A 15,835-nucleotide genomic window follows, 5' to 3' on the forward strand; every position below is an offset into this window, starting at 1 on the left:
CATGCCCGTCAGGAAAGACGAATCCGGCCGCCGTTTCGTCCAGGCCGAGGTCGAGGTGCCGGGCACGCCGGAAGAGGTGTGGCAGGCGATCGCCACCGGGCCCGGCATCACATCCTGGTTCGTGCCGACCCGGGTGGAGGAGCGGGTGGGCGGCACGGTCACCGCGAATTTCGGCCCCGGGATGGATTCGCTCGCGACCATCACCGCTTGGGAGCCGCCCCGCCGCTTCGCCGCCGACAGCCGCGATGACATGGGGCCGGGCGGCCCGACCATCGCCACCGAATGGAGTGTCGAGGCACGCGCCGGCGGCACCTGCATCGTCCGGGTGGTGCACGCCTGGTTCGCCGAAAGCGACGACTGGGACGGTCAGTTCGAGGGCCACGAGCATGGCTGGCGGGCCTTCTTCCGCATCCTGCGGCTGTATCTCGCCCAGTTCCGCGGCCAGCACGGCGTGAACCTCCAACTGATGGGCGTGGGGCCCGACCCGAAGGAGGCGGCCTGGGCGGCGCTGATCGGCCGCCTCGGCATCGCCGGGGCGGGGCCGGGCCAGCGGGTGCAGTCGGCGGCCGACGCGCCGACCCTGGCGGGACAGGTCGAGCATGTCGGGGAGGGCGCCCATCCGGAGGAGGTGCTGCTGCGGCTCGAGGCGCCGGCGCCCGGCATCGCCCATCTCTTCACCCTGCCGATGGCCGGCCAGGTCTATCTGCCGATCCGGCTCTACCTGTTCGGCGACCAGGCGGCGGCCGTCGCCGCGCGCAAGGGGCCGGAGTGGCAGTCCTGGATGGCCCGCCACTTCCCGATGCCGGCCCAGCCGGGCTGACGCGGGCCATCCGACCCTGCCATCGTCCCGGGCGTATTTGGGCGGGATCGGGTCCCGTTGCCACAGTAGCCGTCAGCGGGGATCCGTCGACGGCGGGGGAGTGCCCGTCTTCTTTACCTTCTCCGCCTTTACGCGTCCCGATCGCGGCGGCCGGCCGAAATGCTTCTTGTAGAGTCTGTAGAAGGTCGAGGCGTTGCTGAATCCATAATCGAGAAGGACGGTCGACACCTTCTTCGAACCGAGTTCGAGCTCGCCGTGCGCGGCTTCCAGCCTCATCCTGGTGATCGTCTCCCGCAGCGAGACGCCCATCCGTTCAAACAGGGCATAGAGCTTCCGGGGCGAGATCTCGAAGTACCGGGCGATCGAGTCGGGTGAGAGCTCGCGGTTTCCCAGATTCTCCCGGATATAGACGCTGATCCGCGCGTAGAGCTGCTCGTCCCTGTCCTGGTGTCGCGAAGGGGAGGTGCCGAGCAGGTGGGACCGAATGATCTCGATCAGGTGGCTGAAGGACGGCGTCTCCGAGATCGACGTCAGGTCCGAGATCTGTTCGCTGGTCATCAGCTCGTTGTGGACCCTGATATAGGTCGTGACCACCTCGCTGTTGATCACGGCGACCGTGTCGAGGGGCGGAAAGGCGGTCGCCGCGCCTTGGGCGATGTGGAGCCAGTCCACCAGGCAGGGCCGGTCGGAGTCTTTCTCCAGGACGAGATCGAATTCGCAGCTGCCGTCGAGGATGACGGCCGCGCCCGCCTCCAGCCGGATGCTCTGGTCCTTGATCAGGAGCGCGGAGCTGTTTCCGGTGGCGATCACGAGACAATGGGGGAAGGCACCGCCAGACGGTCCGCCGCGGCGCCGGAATATGCCGGGGGTGCAGTGCAGTCGCATAGATCGGTGATCGTCGACGATGCCGAGCCTGGCCGCCGCCTTGAACGGGATGTCGGTGGTCGGCAGGAAGTCCGCATGCAGCAACGGCTGGCAGAACTGTGATCGGAAACAGTCGACGCCTCCCTCGAAGAACATTGAGCCGGAGGTCGTGACGCTTTGGCCGGCCGAAGCGGCCTGGTGGGGCATGACCATCTTTCTGCGTCACCTTGACGGTGGAAACCGAAGGAGGTCGGCACGGGCTTCCGGCCTCTTCTCGGTCGCTCTGACGATCGGGGCCGGACCAGCAAGCATTCGTCCGATATACCGAGGTTGCCCGCCTCTTTCCCGCGGCTCGGAATGGCGTCCGGCGCAGATGTGATGTCAAATCATGCAGGCGATGCGTCGCCCGTGCGGCGGAATGAGAGTTCACGCTGCACGGGATGCAATCCTCGTCGCATCGGCTGATTGGTCCGTCAGCGGCGGCGGCTCGTGCTTTGGGCGAAGATTCGTGCCGCCCAACCAACACTCAATGATTTTTAGGCATTCGAAACGCAATCCGGACCGGCGGGAAGAATGGCCGGCAATTCGGTCCGGCTTCAAGAAGAAGCGCGGGTTGTTTGCATACAAACAGGGGTTGCCGCAATGTAAGGATTGAGGAAAGCGGGCTCCCGTCCAGGTTGCGACGATCTCGAATGAACGTCTTTTTCAGGAACAAAATTATAAATATATATCCTGGACTGGCGATGTAGGAAAATCTTGTGATTTAAATGCATGGCATTTAGTTATTCGGCTGGTGGGGAAGCCAAGTCGGAGATGCAACGGCTATCGGGGTGCATGAACCTTCCTTTGCTTCCGGAACACAGATGTCGGCTATCCGGAACGATCGTGACCGTGTCTCTGGCCCAAGGGCCGGCCGCGTTCCCCATCGGCTCATCCTGGTACCGGTATCAAAGGCTTTCGGGGTCTTAGGACGACACATGCATTTTGTGAGACCATAGTCCTATTAGGAGGGCTGGGAGGCTGCGCTGTCCATGAGCAACGCCTGCAGATGTTAAGAGATGCGAGAAAGTTCTGCCTATGGATCGATTCTCTGTGCCGGTCCTGACGAACACTGCAAGCGGCTGTGCCACCCGCTCCTCGATTCCCGGATCGAGCCGCTGGGGCAGGAGTTCGCTCCCGCAAGCCTGCGGTTCGGCATCGTTGGACGCAGCAGGGCCATTCAGATCTGGTCCGGCGCCGGCGTGATCCGGCGTCCCGCCGGCGCCCTTGCCCGGCTCGGCGATCACTATCTCGTCCTCGTGCCCTGGAGCGAGTGCGAGCTGGTGATCGAGGAGCAGACATGCGCCCTGACGCCGGGAATGGTCGTCGCCATCGACGGCGACCGGGGCTTCGAACTGCGGCTGGGCGAGACGACCGGCGTAGGCTATCTGGTCGATTGGCTGCACGTCGCGGCCCCCAGCCTGCCCGAGCTGCGCCGGACGGCCGGCTGCATCCCATTGGCCAGCAGCATGCTGGCGCAATACGTGTCCAACCAAGCCAGGCTGATTATCGAAGGGGCGGAGGCGGGCGAGCCGCTCGCGGCGCGGATGCCGGTCTTCGACTACGTCGGAAGAGCGCTCAGGGACTATGTCTCCCAAGCCGCTGCGGGGGAAGCGGACGGCGCAAGGCTGCGCCGCCGGATAGAGGCCTTCATCGAGGAGAACGTCGGGCACCCGCTCCTGGGAGCGGATCTGATCGCGCGGGAGTTCGGCCTTTCGAAGCGAAAGCTGTACAGCATCGCCAGCGACGGGGGCGCTTCGCTGCGCGACATGATCATGACGGCACGGCTGGAGGCGGCGCATCGGGCCATCGAGGCCGGCGGTCGAAAGCTGGCGAGCGTGATCCGGGACCACGGCTTCACCAGCGCCTCGACCTTCTATCGAAACTACAAGCGCCGATTCGGGCGGACGCCACGCGCCGGATAGCGTTCCTTCGGGGCCGCCGTGCTGCCGCGCAGCAAGAGGCGGCTCGGCAGGGTGGTCTTGAGCGCCGGAGCGGCGCCGCCATCCAGGAGCTGGAGCATCGCCTCCGCGGCGCGGATCCCGAGATCCTCCGTCGGCTGCTCCAGCGTGGTCAGGGGTGGATCGCAGAAGGCGCCGACGGGCGCCCCGTCGAAACCGATGAGGGAGACGTCGCCCGGCACGGCCACGCCGTTCGATCGGACGGTGCCGGTGAAGGAGATCGCGGCATCGTCGCCGCAGCAGACCACCGCGGTCGGGCGGCGCTTCAGCGCCAGATACGCATGCGCCGCCTCGACGCCGCTTTGAAAACCGCGCCCGAACGGGAGGTGGCCGCCATGGCGAATGACCGCCCGCCTGGAGAGGCCCGCCAGCGCCAGCGCGTCGAGCACGCCCGAGAATCGCTCGGTTTCGTGATAGCTGGCGGCCGGTCCCGCGACATAGAAGAACGAGCGATGGCCCAGATCGATGAGGTGGAGCACCCCTTCGCGCATCGCCTCGCGATCGTTGGTGACGACGCTCGGTATGCCGGCCGCGCTGCGGTCGATCAGCAATGAGACCGTCGGGAGGCTCGCATCGGCGAGGGACCGGTTTCCATGTGACGGCAAGTCCGCGATGCCGAGGACGAAGACGCCGCGGACGGTGCCGCCGAATGCCAGGTCGAGAACATGTCTCGCGGTGGCCGGGGAGTTGCGGTTGGCGAAGAGGAGATCGAACCCGCTTTCCGCTATGGTGGCTGCGAGGCTCTCCAGGGCCCGGGGAGTGATCTGGGCCGCGCCATAACTGATGCCCGGGCCCGGCAGGGTGGCCAGGATGGTCCTGGACCTGCCGGCGCGTAGAATCCGCGCCGCGCTGTTCGGGATGTAGCCGAGCTGCTCGGCCGCGGCCGCGATGCGGCGCCGGGTTACCTCATTGACCCGGCCGGGGATGGCAAGGGCGCGGCTGACGGTCGATGTCGCCACGCCCGCCAGCCGCGCGACATCGCTCATGAGCGGGCCGGAACTCCGGCCGTCCTTGCGCCGTCTCGCCATCGTTCAGCACTGCTCCCCTTCCTGCCGTTTCGTCCCCCAATTCAGTGTTGGAAATAAGGCGCCCGGCCCCGCCGATCGACGAAACCTTTGTATGCTGGAAGAAACATCTTGCAGAGGATCGCGGGCCGGCTATGTTTGGCAAACGTTTGCCGTCGCATCGGGTTCCCGGGGGTGAAATCCCGCTCCGCGTTGCCGGCCAATACAGACCCCCCGGTCGGCGCAGACCATGTGGTCCGCCAGGGGCCTCCTCCCACTCCCCATCAACCGCGACCGATGCCCCGGCAAGCGCCCAACACCATTCAAGGCAGCTCCATCTCCGGATCGATCCTCTACGCGGATGCGGACGCTTTCGCCCGGCAGGCCTGCGCCTCCGTGCTGGGGGCGGATTTCGAACCGCACGGGCAGGGCTTCCGTGCCGCGATCCGGTTCAGCTTCGTCGGCAGCAGCGGCGTGGCTCATCTGCGCATCACCCCCGGCGTCCTCACGCGGTCCGGCGGCCGGTGCGCAAGCCTGGAGGACCATTTCCTCGCCCTGGTTCTTCGCGGCGGCGGCGAGCTGACGGTGGGAGAGGCGGGGCAGCCCCTGGCACCGGACTCGGTCCTCGTCATCGACGGCAACCTGGACTTCAGCCTGACCCTGTCGGACGGGAACGTCGGCGGATGCGAGGTGGATTGGCTCCAGCTCAGCGGGGCCAAGCCGCCGATCCTGGCGGAGGCGCCGGGTTTCCTGGTGATCACGAGCGCCTCGATGGCGGACTACATCGTCCGCCAGGCCGAGCTGGTCGAGCCGGAAGGGAATGACATCGGCCCGTGCCGGCAGGACATTCCGATCTTCGACTATATCGGCGTGGCGATCCGGGACTATCTGGCGCAGGCCGATGAGAGCGCGCCCCGCGACCACGGCCTCTTCCAGAGGATCAGGGATTTCATCGCCCAGAACGTCAAGAATCCGGCCCTCGGCGCCGATCTGCTGGCCAGGGAGTTCGCCGTATCGAAGCGGAAGCTGTACAGCATCTTCTACGAGCACCGGGCGTCGCTGCACGAGACAATCATGACGACGCGGCTGGAGGCCGCGCGGCGGGAGATCGAGGCCGGCGGGCAGAAGGTGGCGAGCGTGATCCTGGATCACGGCTTCTCCAACACCTCGACCTTCTATCGCAACTACAAGCGCTATTTCGGCCGCGTGCCGCGCGCACGATAATCCCTGTCGGCCTAGTCACGGCTATACTCATCGTTCTGGTGAGATTCGGTCGACCACTTGTTCAATAGCATTTTATGTTCATTATTCCGGCTCATGCATAAAAATTTAGACGAATTCTATTTCTGTCTATTGATAATAGTTTTGCACGGATTGGGAGATCGCGCCGTGTTGCCGTCGGCCGATAACAGGATATGTATGCAGGAATTCATACGATGATATGACCGTGAGGTGATCCGGTGAGGGGCCAGGGGACACAGGGGCAGAGCGAAGCACCCGCGGTATCCCGGCGGTCCATCGCGTCGGGTCGCCCGTCCCGGCGGCTTCGTGAGCCGCGGCCGCCCGGCGGCACCGATGAAGACCCGGTGTGGAGAATCGTCCGCGGCGGCCCCTGCGATGGGACCCGATCCCGCGCCCCGCCATGACCGGGGGCCTGCCTGCACGGCGCAGGTCGAGTTTCTGAAATCAATTCGCACTTTTTTGAAAAAACGGAGTTTCCTGGAATACCGGCCGTAGGAACTCCGGCATAGCCAAATCATCAGACATCTTACATGTCTGGCTAAAATCCCATCGCCGGAATCGGAGCGTCTTGGTCATACGGCCAAGGATCGGGGCAAATCAATGACATAGACGGGTTGTCGAGGCGGCGCCGAGCGGGCCCGGCGCGCCGATGCCATTCGGTCGGGCCCGGCCGCCGCCCAGCGGCGCGCTGCTCCCCAGACATGCACCACGAGGCGTCTCGCTCGGCTCCGGACCATGTCCATTTTCGCAGATACCCCTCGGCCCGCCGGCGGCACGCCCGGAACAGGGCGGCGGTTCGATCCTCCGCCACGCCACGGAGCCGAGGCGCGGCCGGGCGGTCATGATCGCCTCGATTTCGTTCCCAGCGGCGCGGGGCCGCGCATTACGACCCCGCGGGGCGGCGCTTTCTATGCGCTTCGTCCGCCGGGGTCGCAGCGCTTCCCGGCGCGGGACCACTGCGCCGAGATCGTGCTCTCCCCCACGCCGCGCGGCTGGGTGGTGCTCGGAGAGGGCGAACCACAGCTGCATGACGCGCCGGCCGGGGGGCTCGTCCTGATTCCGGCGGCCAGGAGCGGGAGCCTGACCTGGCCGGCCGCCCGGGAAAGCGTGATCATCGTCCTGACGCCGGAAAGCCTGCAGGAGCTTGCGGAGCACGAATTCGGCATGGCCCGCGTGGAGCTGCAGCCGCCGCCCTTCGGCACGGCCGATCCCTGGGCGCTGCGCATCGCCCAGATGCTGAAGGCGGAACTGTCGCAGCGGGGGGCGCCGAACCCGCTCTATGTCGACTCGCTGGTCACGCTGTTCGGGATCCACCTGCTGCGCCAGTATGCGGGCGTGCGGGTGCCGCCGCCGGTCGTCCGGGGCGGGCTGCCCGCCCGCAGCGCCCGGCAGGTGCAGGAGTATCTGGCCGAGAGCTTCTCGCGCAAAGTATCGGTGGCGGAGCTGGCGGCGGTCGCCGGCCTGTCGCCGCACCATTTCATCCAGGCCTTCACCCGCACCTTCGGCGAGCCGCCGCACCGCTACGTCATCGGCCTGCGCCTGACCTTCGCCGAGAAGCTGCTGGTCGAGGGCGAGCTGACGATCGCCGAGGTCGCCTATCTCAGCGGCTTCTCCAGCCAGAGCCACCTGACGACCGCCATGCGGAAATACCGCCAGACGACGCCGCGGAAGATCCGGCGCGAAGGATCGTCCTCGGGAGCCTCCTCGGCCCGCTCCGATCCCATGCCGGGCCGGTGACGGGGACCGGAGGTCCCGGCCTCTCGAGAGGGCACTCAACTTTTTTGAGAGGATCCGCACTTTCCTGAAAGAACCGGACTTTCCTGAAATACCGGCCGTGGAAACTGTGTCTATCTGCGCCTGCCGGATATATCAGACGATTGTCTGCCCCGACGGCGGCTCATCCGCGCCGGGCGGCCTCGGGGACTGGCCAAGAGCCGGGACGAATCAATGACATAGGAAGAACTGCCGATACGACGCCGATCGGGCCCGGCGCCGGTGCGGCATTGCCGGGCCCGAATCCCGCCCTGGCGGTGCGGTCCCCGAGACGCATCCCGGAGGCGACGCCGTGTGCTCGGCTTCGGAAGCTTCCCATGTCCATGTCTGCGGACTCGTCTCGGCCTCTCGACGGCACGTCCGGACCGCGACGGTTCGATCCCTCGGCGCGGCGCAAACCCGAGGGGCCGCGGCAAGGCGGCTATGATCTTCTCGATGTCGTTCCCCGGCCTGCGGGCCCGCGAATCGCGACCCCCCGGGGCGGCGCGTTCCATTCGATCCGCCCGCCGGGATCGCAGACCTTCCTGGCGCAGGATCACTGTGCGGGTATCGTGCTCGCCCCGGCGCCCCGGATCAGGGCGACGCTCGGCAGCGACAAGCCCCAGATCTACGACGCGCCGACCGGGATGATCGTCCTCAACCCGGCGAATGTGGACAGCAGCATGGCCTGGCCGACCACCCGGGAGAACGCGATCGTCGCGGTGACGCCGGAGAGCCTGCTCGAACTGGCGGCGCAGGAGTTCGATGCGGGCGGGGTGGAGCTCCAGCCGCCGCCCTTCGGCACCGTCGATCCCTGGGCGCTGCGGATCGCCCGGATGCTGAAGGCGGAGCTGACGCAGCGGGAGGCGCCGAACGAGCTCTACGTCGATTCGCTGGTCACGCTGTTCGGCATCCACATCCTGCGCCACTATTCGGGCGTGCGGACGCCCCCGCCGGCCGTCAGGGGTGGGCTGTCCGCCCGCGCCGCCCGACAGGTGCGGGAGTATCTCGCCGGCAACTTCTCTCGCAAAGTGTCGGTGGCGGAGCTGGCGGCGGTCGCCGGCCTATCGCCGCGCCACTTCATCCAGGCCTTCACCCGGACCTTCGGCGAGCCGCCGCACCGATACGTCATCGGCCTGCGCCTGGCCTTCGCCGAAAAGCTGCTGGTCGAGGGCGAGCTGACGATCGCCGCGGTCGCCTATCTCAGCGGCTTTTCCAGCCAGAGCCATCTGACCACGACCATGCGGCAGCATCGCCGGACGACACCGATGCAGATCCGGCGCGGAGGTTGACGGGCCCCGCCGTCGAGGCCTGCCCAAAGAGTGGTGTTCTGAAACGGTCCCGCAAGCGGGAGAGGCGATCGGCGTGCGCCCGACAGATCTGCCGATGCGGCAAGGGATGAAGGCGAAATCCCCCGGCGCCACCCCGTGTCGATTGCGACAATGCAGCGAAAAATTTCGCCATTTGCGATACTCATCCCATTTTTTTGCAACCGGCAGCGCTTTTCTGAAGAAACCGGAGCTTCCTGGAATACCGCCCCACGGAAAATGTGGGCTCCTGCCTGCAATTGCACCAATCCGACATTTCTTGCCGGCCGGTTCTCGGGGAGCCGCCGGCGGCAGGAGGGGTAAGGCACGTGAGCGGCACCTGGATTTCCATCGCGTCCGTCCTTCGTCGCTCGTCCGCGCGGTTTTGGTCCAACTGCGCGGTCGTGCGGATCGATGCCAAGCCTCGCGCATCTCGGCTCCTGTAAGGGGGATGACGGAATGAACCGATCGACGGGTCGGTCTTTCGAAAGCGATGTGGCGGCCGGCGTCCTGATCGGGCTCGCTCCGGCGGTCCCGGACGGGCCCGCTTCAGGACCTTCGCTCCCGCCGCCAGCCCGGCTGGGTGGAGACCATCGGTTCCAGCCGCCCGTGTGCGCAGGGTGGGAAGACCGCGTTCAGCTCGATCACTATCGCAGCGTGCTGGAGTGGGAGCCGTTCCCGCCAGCGCCGCGCGAGTTTGGCGACCGGCGGCCGTCGGTCCCGCGCGGCATCTCCACCCTGGCTTATGCGCCGGAGGACCAGTTCGAGGTCTGGCGCGCGCATCACGGCCCGCTGATGGATATCGGCCTGCCGCCCGGGGTGACGCCGGCGGACGGCTTCGTCGCCGAGTTCATGCTCTGCGGCCTGGGGGGAGTGTCGGTGGCCTATGGCCATGCCGACGCCTATTCCTTCAGCCATGCCCTGGGCAGGCCGGGAGGCCGCCGCACCCCGGTCGGCTGCTGGCGCCTGATGCTGCTGACGGTCGGGGAGATCTGGATCGAAGGCCCCGACGGCCAAGTCCATGTCCGGCCGGGCGAGCTGTTTCTCCTGTCCCTGGACGAGCCGTTCCGGGGCCATGCCACCCACCATGGCGGGCTGTCCCTGACGCTGCCGCGGGACCTGTTCGTCGCTGCCGCCGCGAACTTCGACAGCGCCGCGGGCGCCGTCCTGACCGGCCCGCTCTCGGCCCTCCTAGTCGACTATCTGCGCAGCCTCGAGGCGCGGCTGCTCGGCATGGCGCCGGAGGATCTGGTGGTGGTGGGGCGGGCCACGGCCGAGATGCTGGCGGCCTGCGTCGGGCCGTCCCGCGACCGGCAGGAACAGGCGCGCAGCGCCATCGCCTCGGTCCTGTTCGACCGCGCCCGCTCGCACATCCAGGCCCATTTCGGCGACCCCGAGCTGACGCCGGAGCGCGTGGCCCAGGACCTGCGCGTCTCGCGCTCGAATCTCTACCGGGTGTTCGAGCAGGCCGGCGGGGTGTCGCGCTACATCCAGCAATGCCGCCTGTTCGCCGCTCATGCCGCTTTGACCAGCGAGAGCGGGCGGCGGATCCAGGACATCGCCTACAGCTGCGGCTTCAAGCTGGCCTCGGACTTCACCCGGGCGTTCCGGCGCGAGTTCGGCTTCAGCCCGCGCGAAGCCCGCGACGCCTGGCGCAAGACTGCGGAGCCGCCGCCCATCCCGGCCTCCGCGATGGCGGAGTGAGCCGGCGACCGCTGAATCCATTGTCGTCGCGGCATGGATAGGCCTCCGAGGTTTTGGAACAGCGACCCAAAACCTTTGTCGTCATTCCCGCGAAAGCGGGAATCTCTTGCCGGGCCAGCGTTGCGAGATCCCCGCTTTCGCGGGGATGACAGATTTGGGGGCACGCGTCTGCTCCCAGAACCGGCCTGCCCGCCGGCATTTTCCTCAAATTGCAAAGGCTTGTTGCCGCTGCGCCACAAGGGCGACGTCGAAGCGACGAATTGGGACGCCATGCCAATTATTGGGACGCCCAGCGGAGTGACGGCGACAGAACCCTAAGGAATTCTTAGCTCGTCCAACTGCCGGAAAAGGTCGGAGAAACAAGGCTGTCCCAAAGGACGCCAATCGGCGAAGAGAGAGACGGCTTTTATTTCGATTGTCTTCGGCTTGGCGACGGAGAAGGACGCTGGTCCTGGCCAATCCTGTGCGGATGGTGGGGGCCGGCGCCGCGGCCGGCATGTGCCGGCAGGTCATGCGGGGGAGGGGTGGGATGAATCGATCGGATGACCGGTCCCTGGATGTCGAGGCGGCGGGGCCGGACGGGTCTGCTGCGGGCGGGCCGGAGGGCCAGCCCCCGGATCCACAGCGCGGACCAGCATCGTCCGATTCCTTCATCCGCCGGCTGCCGGAGCGACCGGCGGCGCACGCGTTTCAGACAGGCATTTCGGGAGGGAGTGACATCATGAGCGGCAACCAGATCGAGTCCCGTCAGAGCACCCGGCGTCACTCCCATTTCGCCAGCAACTGGGTCGCCGGTGCCGACCAGCCCAGCAAGTCCCTGCGGCGGCGCCTGATGGCGGCGCTGCGCCGGGCGCATCGCGCGCTCGGGATGAAGCGGGACCGGCTCGGGCTGGGGGCCCTCGGCACCGGCGGCGCGGTCGGCGGCGCCACCCTCGCCGCCGACGGCGCCGAACCGGTCACCCTGTTCGGGGTGCTGCGCCGGGCTCGGGGGCTCTACGCCGCCATTTCACTGGCGACGCTGGTGGCTCAGCTTCCGACGCAAGCGTTCGCGCAGGTTCTCGTCGGCCCAGGCAGCACCAATCCCGGCTCCGCCTCAACCGCGGTGGGCACCGGCGCCCACTCGGTTGGCAACAACTCCATTGCGTTGGGCACCGGCACCACCGCGACCGGCGATGGTTCGATCTCGATCGGCTATACCAACAGCACCAACGGCCTCAACGCGATCGCGATCGGTGTCTTTTCGAACGCGACCGGCGTCAACGCCCTCGCCCTCGGCGGAGCCGCCCGCGCCATCGCGGACGGAGCGACATCCCTCGGCGTCAACTCCATAGCAAGCGCCGGCCAGGCAACCGCCCTCGGCAACGGCTCCGCCGCCACCGGGGGGAATGCGACGGCGTTGGGCGTCAGTGCGGCCGCCAGCGGCGGCAATTCGATCGCCGCGGGCGCCAGCGCCACGGCGAGCGGCGCGAGCTCGTCGGCCTTCGGCCCGGGCGCGCTCGCCAACGCCATTCAGGCGACCGCGCTGGGATATGGGGCGCAATCGACCGCCGAGAATTCCGTCGCGGTCGGGTCTAAGGCCTCCGCCAGCGGCCTCGGGTCGGTGGCCATGGGGCTGTTGGCCAATTCGGGCAGCAACAGCTCAATCGCGATCGGCTGGCAGTCGATCGCCTCCCAGGTGAACTCGGTCTATCTCGGCGCGCGCACCGTCGCGGGAACGGGGGCCACCGCGGAGAGCGCCATCGGCATCGGCACCGATGTGACGGCCTCCGCAATGGACGCGATCGCCATGGGCCGTTCCTCGGCCGCGACCGGTATCGGCGCGATCTCAGCGGGCGTGAGCTCCAAGGCCGCGGGCCAGGCCGCCGTCGCGGTCGGCTCCACCGCCAATGCATCCGGCGACTTCTCGCTGGGCCTGGGCAACGCGGCCGTGTCGAGCGGATTGGGCTCGGTCGCGGCGGGCTCGGGGGCCCAGGGCACGGGCGATTCCTCCACGGCCGTCGGCAACAACGCCAACGCGGCCGCCAGCCGTGCGACCGCCTTGGGCGCGGGGGCGGCGGCGACGCAGGCCAACGCCACCGCCGTGGGCGCCGTCGCCAACGCCACCGGGGCGAATGCGTCGGCGCTCGGCGACCATGCTAATGCCAGCGGCACCAATGCCCTGGCGGCCGGCTACTCGACCCAGGCGTCGGGCAACAACGCGGCCGCCCTCGGCGTCAGCTCCACGGCCTCGGCCGACGGGGCGATGGTGCTCGGCAACGGCTCCACCGGCTCGGGCGTCAATTCCATCGTGGTGGGCACCAGCGGCATTGCCAGCGGCCTCAACGGCATCGCGATCGGCACCGAGGCCAAAGCGTCGGTAGGCGCCGCCACCGCGATCGGTGCGCTGTCCAATGCCAGCGGCGCCAATTCGCTGGCCGTCGGCGACGTCGCCACGGCATCGGGCGTGCGCTCGACGGCGGTCGGCGCGTCCTCTCAGGCCCTCGCCGACTCGACCGTGGCGCTGGGCGACACCACCACGGTGGCGGCGGCGGCCGGCCCCGGCTCGGTCGCGATCGGCCACAACTCGACGGTGAATGGCGGCACCGGCGCCGTCGCGATCGGCGAGGGCCAGGTCGTCAACGGCAACGGCGCGGTCGCGATCGGCGACCCGAACACCGTCAGCGGCACCGGCGCAGTCGGCATGGGCGCCAACAACACGGTCAACGGCACCGGCGCGGTGGCGCTGGGCAACACCAACACGGCGACGGGCCAGGGCTCGGTCGCGCTCGGCAACGCCAGCAGCGCGACGGGTGCCGGCTCGCTTGCCTTCGGCGACGGGGCTTCGGCCACCAACGCCAAGGATGTGGCGCTGGGCTCCGGCAGCACGACGGCGGCGGCGGTTGGCACCGCCAGCACGGTGATCGGCGGCACCACCTACAATTTCGCTGGCGCCACGCCGACCAGCACGGTCAGCGTCGGCAGCGCCGGCAATGAGCGCACCATCACCAATGTCGCGGCGGGCCGGATCGCTCTCGACTCGACCGACGCGATCAACGGCAGCCAGCTCTTCGCCACCAACCAGGCGATCTCGGCCATCGCCGCCAGCACGCCCGTCCACTACTACAGCGTGAACGACGGCGGGGTTCAGAAGCCGAACTACACCAACAACGGCGCGACCGGGCTCGATTCCATCGCGGCCGGCCCCGGGGCTTCGGCAACCGGAGCCTATTCGACCGCGATCGGCACGACCGCGAAGGCGACCGGCGACTGGGCGACGGCCCTCGGCCAGAATGCCAATGCGGCTGTGCAACAGGCCACGGCCCTCGGTGCAGGCAGTCTCGCCACCGCCAACTTCGCAACCGCGACCGGCTTCCAGGCCATCGCAACAGGGGTGGCGTCCACGGCGGTCGGCCTGCACGCCAACGCCTCGGCGGACAACTCGATCGCGGTCGGCAACGCGGCCGCCGCGTCGGGCGGGACCACGATCGCCCTCGGCGCCAGCGCGACGGCCACCAGCGGCGGCGCCGGCGGAGCCATCGCCCTGGGGCGCTTTGCCACAGCCGCAGTGTCGAGCGGCGACGGCTCTCCGATCGCCATCGGCATCGCGTCCAACGCGAGCGGAGCGGCCGGCACGGCGCTTCCGGGCGGCTTCACCTCCTTCGAAGCAGTCGCCCTCGGCAACTCCGCGACCGCCACGGGGCAGGGCGGCACGGCGGTCGGTGTCGGCAGCGCAGCGACCGGAACCTGGTCCACCGCCCTCGGCCTGTCCGCCAACGCCACGGCGGCGAACGCCACGGCGGTCGGCGTCCTCGCCAATGCCGCGACGGCGAACGCCACGGCGGTCGGCGCCTCCGCCACGGTTGCGGCCCAGAACGGCACCGCGGTCGGCAGCGGCGCCGTCGCAGCCGGCGCCAATGGCGGCGCGACCGCGATCGGCACCAACGCCAATGCCAACGGCGAGTTCTCCGTGGCGGCGGGCATCAATGCCAACGCGGGCGACCACGCCTCGATCGCGATCGGCACCGGCACGAATGCGTCCGGGTCCCGCGCCATCGCCATCGGCGACACCGTGCAGTCCACCGGCGCCGGGTCGATCGCGATCGGCGCCAACGGCACCGCGCAATCCAAGGCGACGGCGGACAACGCCATCGCCCTGGGCGGGGCCAGCACCGCGTCGGCGGCGCAGGCGCTGGCTCTGGGCAGCGGCGCCACGGCCGGCCAGGCCGGTGCCGTGGCGCTGGGCTCCGGCAGCGTGACCGCGGCGGCGGTCGGCACCGCCAGCACGGTAATCGGCGGCACCACCTACAACTTCGCCGGCACCACGCCGACCAGTACGGTCAGCGTCGGCAGCGTCGGCGCCGAGCGCACCATCACCAATGTCGCGGCGGGGCGGATCGCGCTCGACTCGACCGACGCGATCAACGGCAGCCAGCTCTTCGCCACCAACCAGGCGATCTCGGCCATCGCCGCCAGCACGCCGCTGCACTACTACAGTGTGAACGACGGCGGCGTGCAGCAGCCGAATTACACCAACAACGGCGCGACCGGCCTCTATGCCATCGCGGCTGGCGCGGCTGCCAGCGCCGCCGGTACGAGCGACGTGGCGATCGGCTATCAGGCGACGTCGAACGGTCCCAATGCTGTGGCCTTGGGCTTCAACTCCAATGCCACCGGGACATCTGCCGTGGCGGTCGGCCCAGCATCGGCGGCAAACGGGCTTGGGGCGACCGCGCTGGGTGTGAATTCCAGCGCGGCCACCCAGTATTCGACCGCGCTCGGCGTCCTCGCCAATGCGACCGGCCTGAATGCCACCGCGGTGGGACCGGCGTCCGTCGCGAACGGGGAATCGACGCTCGCGCTGGGCCACAACGCGGGCGCGACCGGGACCTACGCCACGGCCATCGGACGGGAGTCCAGGGCGACCGCGGCCAACGCCGTCGCTCTGGGCTACCTCGCCAACGCCACCGCCGACAGCGCCATTGCCATGGGCAATGCCGCCAGTGCGACCGCGGGCGCCGCGATCGCCCTGGGCATCAACGCCAACGCCTCGAACACCTGGGCGACCGCGATCGGCACCAATGCGATCGCGAGTGCAGAGACCTCCATCTCGATCGGTACCAACACCAAGGCTCTCGCCCGCTCGACCACGGCCTTGGGTGAGGC

General features: G+C 68.5%; 9 protein-coding genes. 7 read left to right on the forward strand and 2 right to left on the reverse strand.

Annotated elements, in window-relative coordinates; genetic code table 11:
* Position 1: 1 nt before the first annotated feature.
* The gene (locus KXR53_RS15000; RefSeq protein WP_437376002.1) at positions 2-820 is read left to right on the forward strand and encodes an SRPBCC family protein; all 819 of its coding nucleotides are present in this window, start codon (positions 2-4) and stop codon (positions 818-820) included.
* A 72-nt stretch (positions 821-892) separates the two neighbouring features.
* On the opposite strand, the gene KXR53_RS15005 is transcribed toward KXR53_RS15000, so the two are convergent.
* Positions 893-1,891: a helix-turn-helix transcriptional regulator gene (locus KXR53_RS15005; protein WP_437376004.1), complete on the reverse strand. Its 999-nt coding sequence runs from the start codon at positions 1,889-1,891 to the stop codon at positions 893-895.
* Between the two features lie 1,115 nt (positions 1,892-3,006).
* Here KXR53_RS15005 and KXR53_RS15010 point away from each other — a divergent pair.
* Positions 3,007-3,648, forward strand: coding sequence for a helix-turn-helix domain-containing protein (locus KXR53_RS15010; protein WP_437376006.1), 642 nt, complete (start codon positions 3,007-3,009; stop codon positions 3,646-3,648).
* On the opposite strand, the gene KXR53_RS15015 is transcribed toward KXR53_RS15010, so the two are convergent.
* Positions 3,609-4,670, reverse strand: coding sequence for a LacI family DNA-binding transcriptional regulator (locus KXR53_RS15015; RefSeq protein WP_437376007.1), 1,062 nt, complete (start codon positions 4,668-4,670; stop codon positions 3,609-3,611). The two genes, KXR53_RS15010 and KXR53_RS15015, sit on opposite strands and share 40 nt — an antisense overlap.
* A gap of 315 nt (positions 4,671-4,985) precedes the next feature.
* Here KXR53_RS15015 and KXR53_RS15020 point away from each other — a divergent pair, with 315 nt between their 5' ends.
* The 5 genes from KXR53_RS15020 to KXR53_RS15040 all read left to right on the forward strand — a co-directional run.
* Entirely contained in the window at positions 4,986-5,912 is a 927-nt protein-coding gene (locus tag KXR53_RS15020; protein ID WP_437376008.1) for a helix-turn-helix domain-containing protein, read from the forward strand.
* Positions 5,913-6,899: 987 nt separating this feature from the next.
* A complete protein-coding gene (locus KXR53_RS15025; protein WP_437376009.1) occupies positions 6,900-7,667 on the forward strand; it encodes a helix-turn-helix domain-containing protein in 768 nt (255 codons plus the stop codon).
* 587 nt (positions 7,668-8,254) lie between these two features.
* Complete coding sequence (locus tag KXR53_RS15030) at positions 8,255-8,974, forward strand: helix-turn-helix domain-containing protein (protein ID WP_437376011.1); 720 nt, start codon at positions 8,255-8,257, stop codon at positions 8,972-8,974.
* Positions 8,975-9,598: 624 nt separating this feature from the next.
* Positions 9,599-10,693, forward strand: coding sequence for a helix-turn-helix transcriptional regulator (locus KXR53_RS15035; RefSeq protein ID WP_437376013.1), 1,095 nt, complete (start codon positions 9,599-9,601; stop codon positions 10,691-10,693).
* A gap of 721 nt (positions 10,694-11,414) precedes the next feature.
* On the forward strand, positions 11,415-15,835 hold a 4,421-nt coding region (locus tag KXR53_RS15040; RefSeq protein ID WP_437376014.1), incomplete at its 3' end, for a beta strand repeat-containing protein.

Source organism: Inquilinus limosus, assembly GCF_051487185.1.
In the GTDB taxonomy this organism is placed as follows: domain Bacteria; phylum Pseudomonadota; class Alphaproteobacteria; order DSM-16000; family Inquilinaceae; genus Inquilinus; species Inquilinus limosus_F.

Coding starts and splice junctions, on each gene's coding strand:
- KXR53_RS15005 (WP_437376004.1), bottom strand. CDS start 1,891: ATGCCCCACCAGGCCGCTTCGGCCGGCCAAAGCGTCACGACCTCCGGC.
- KXR53_RS15015 (WP_437376007.1), bottom strand. CDS start 4,670: ATGAGCGATGTCGCGCGGCTGGCGGGCGTGGCGACATCGACCGTCAGC.
- KXR53_RS15020 (WP_437376008.1), top strand. CDS start 4,986: ATGCCCCGGCAAGCGCCCAACACCATTCAAGGCAGCTCCATCTCCGGA.
- KXR53_RS15000 (WP_437376002.1), top strand. CDS start 2: ATGCCCGTCAGGAAAGACGAATCCGGCCGCCGTTTCGTCCAGGCCGAG.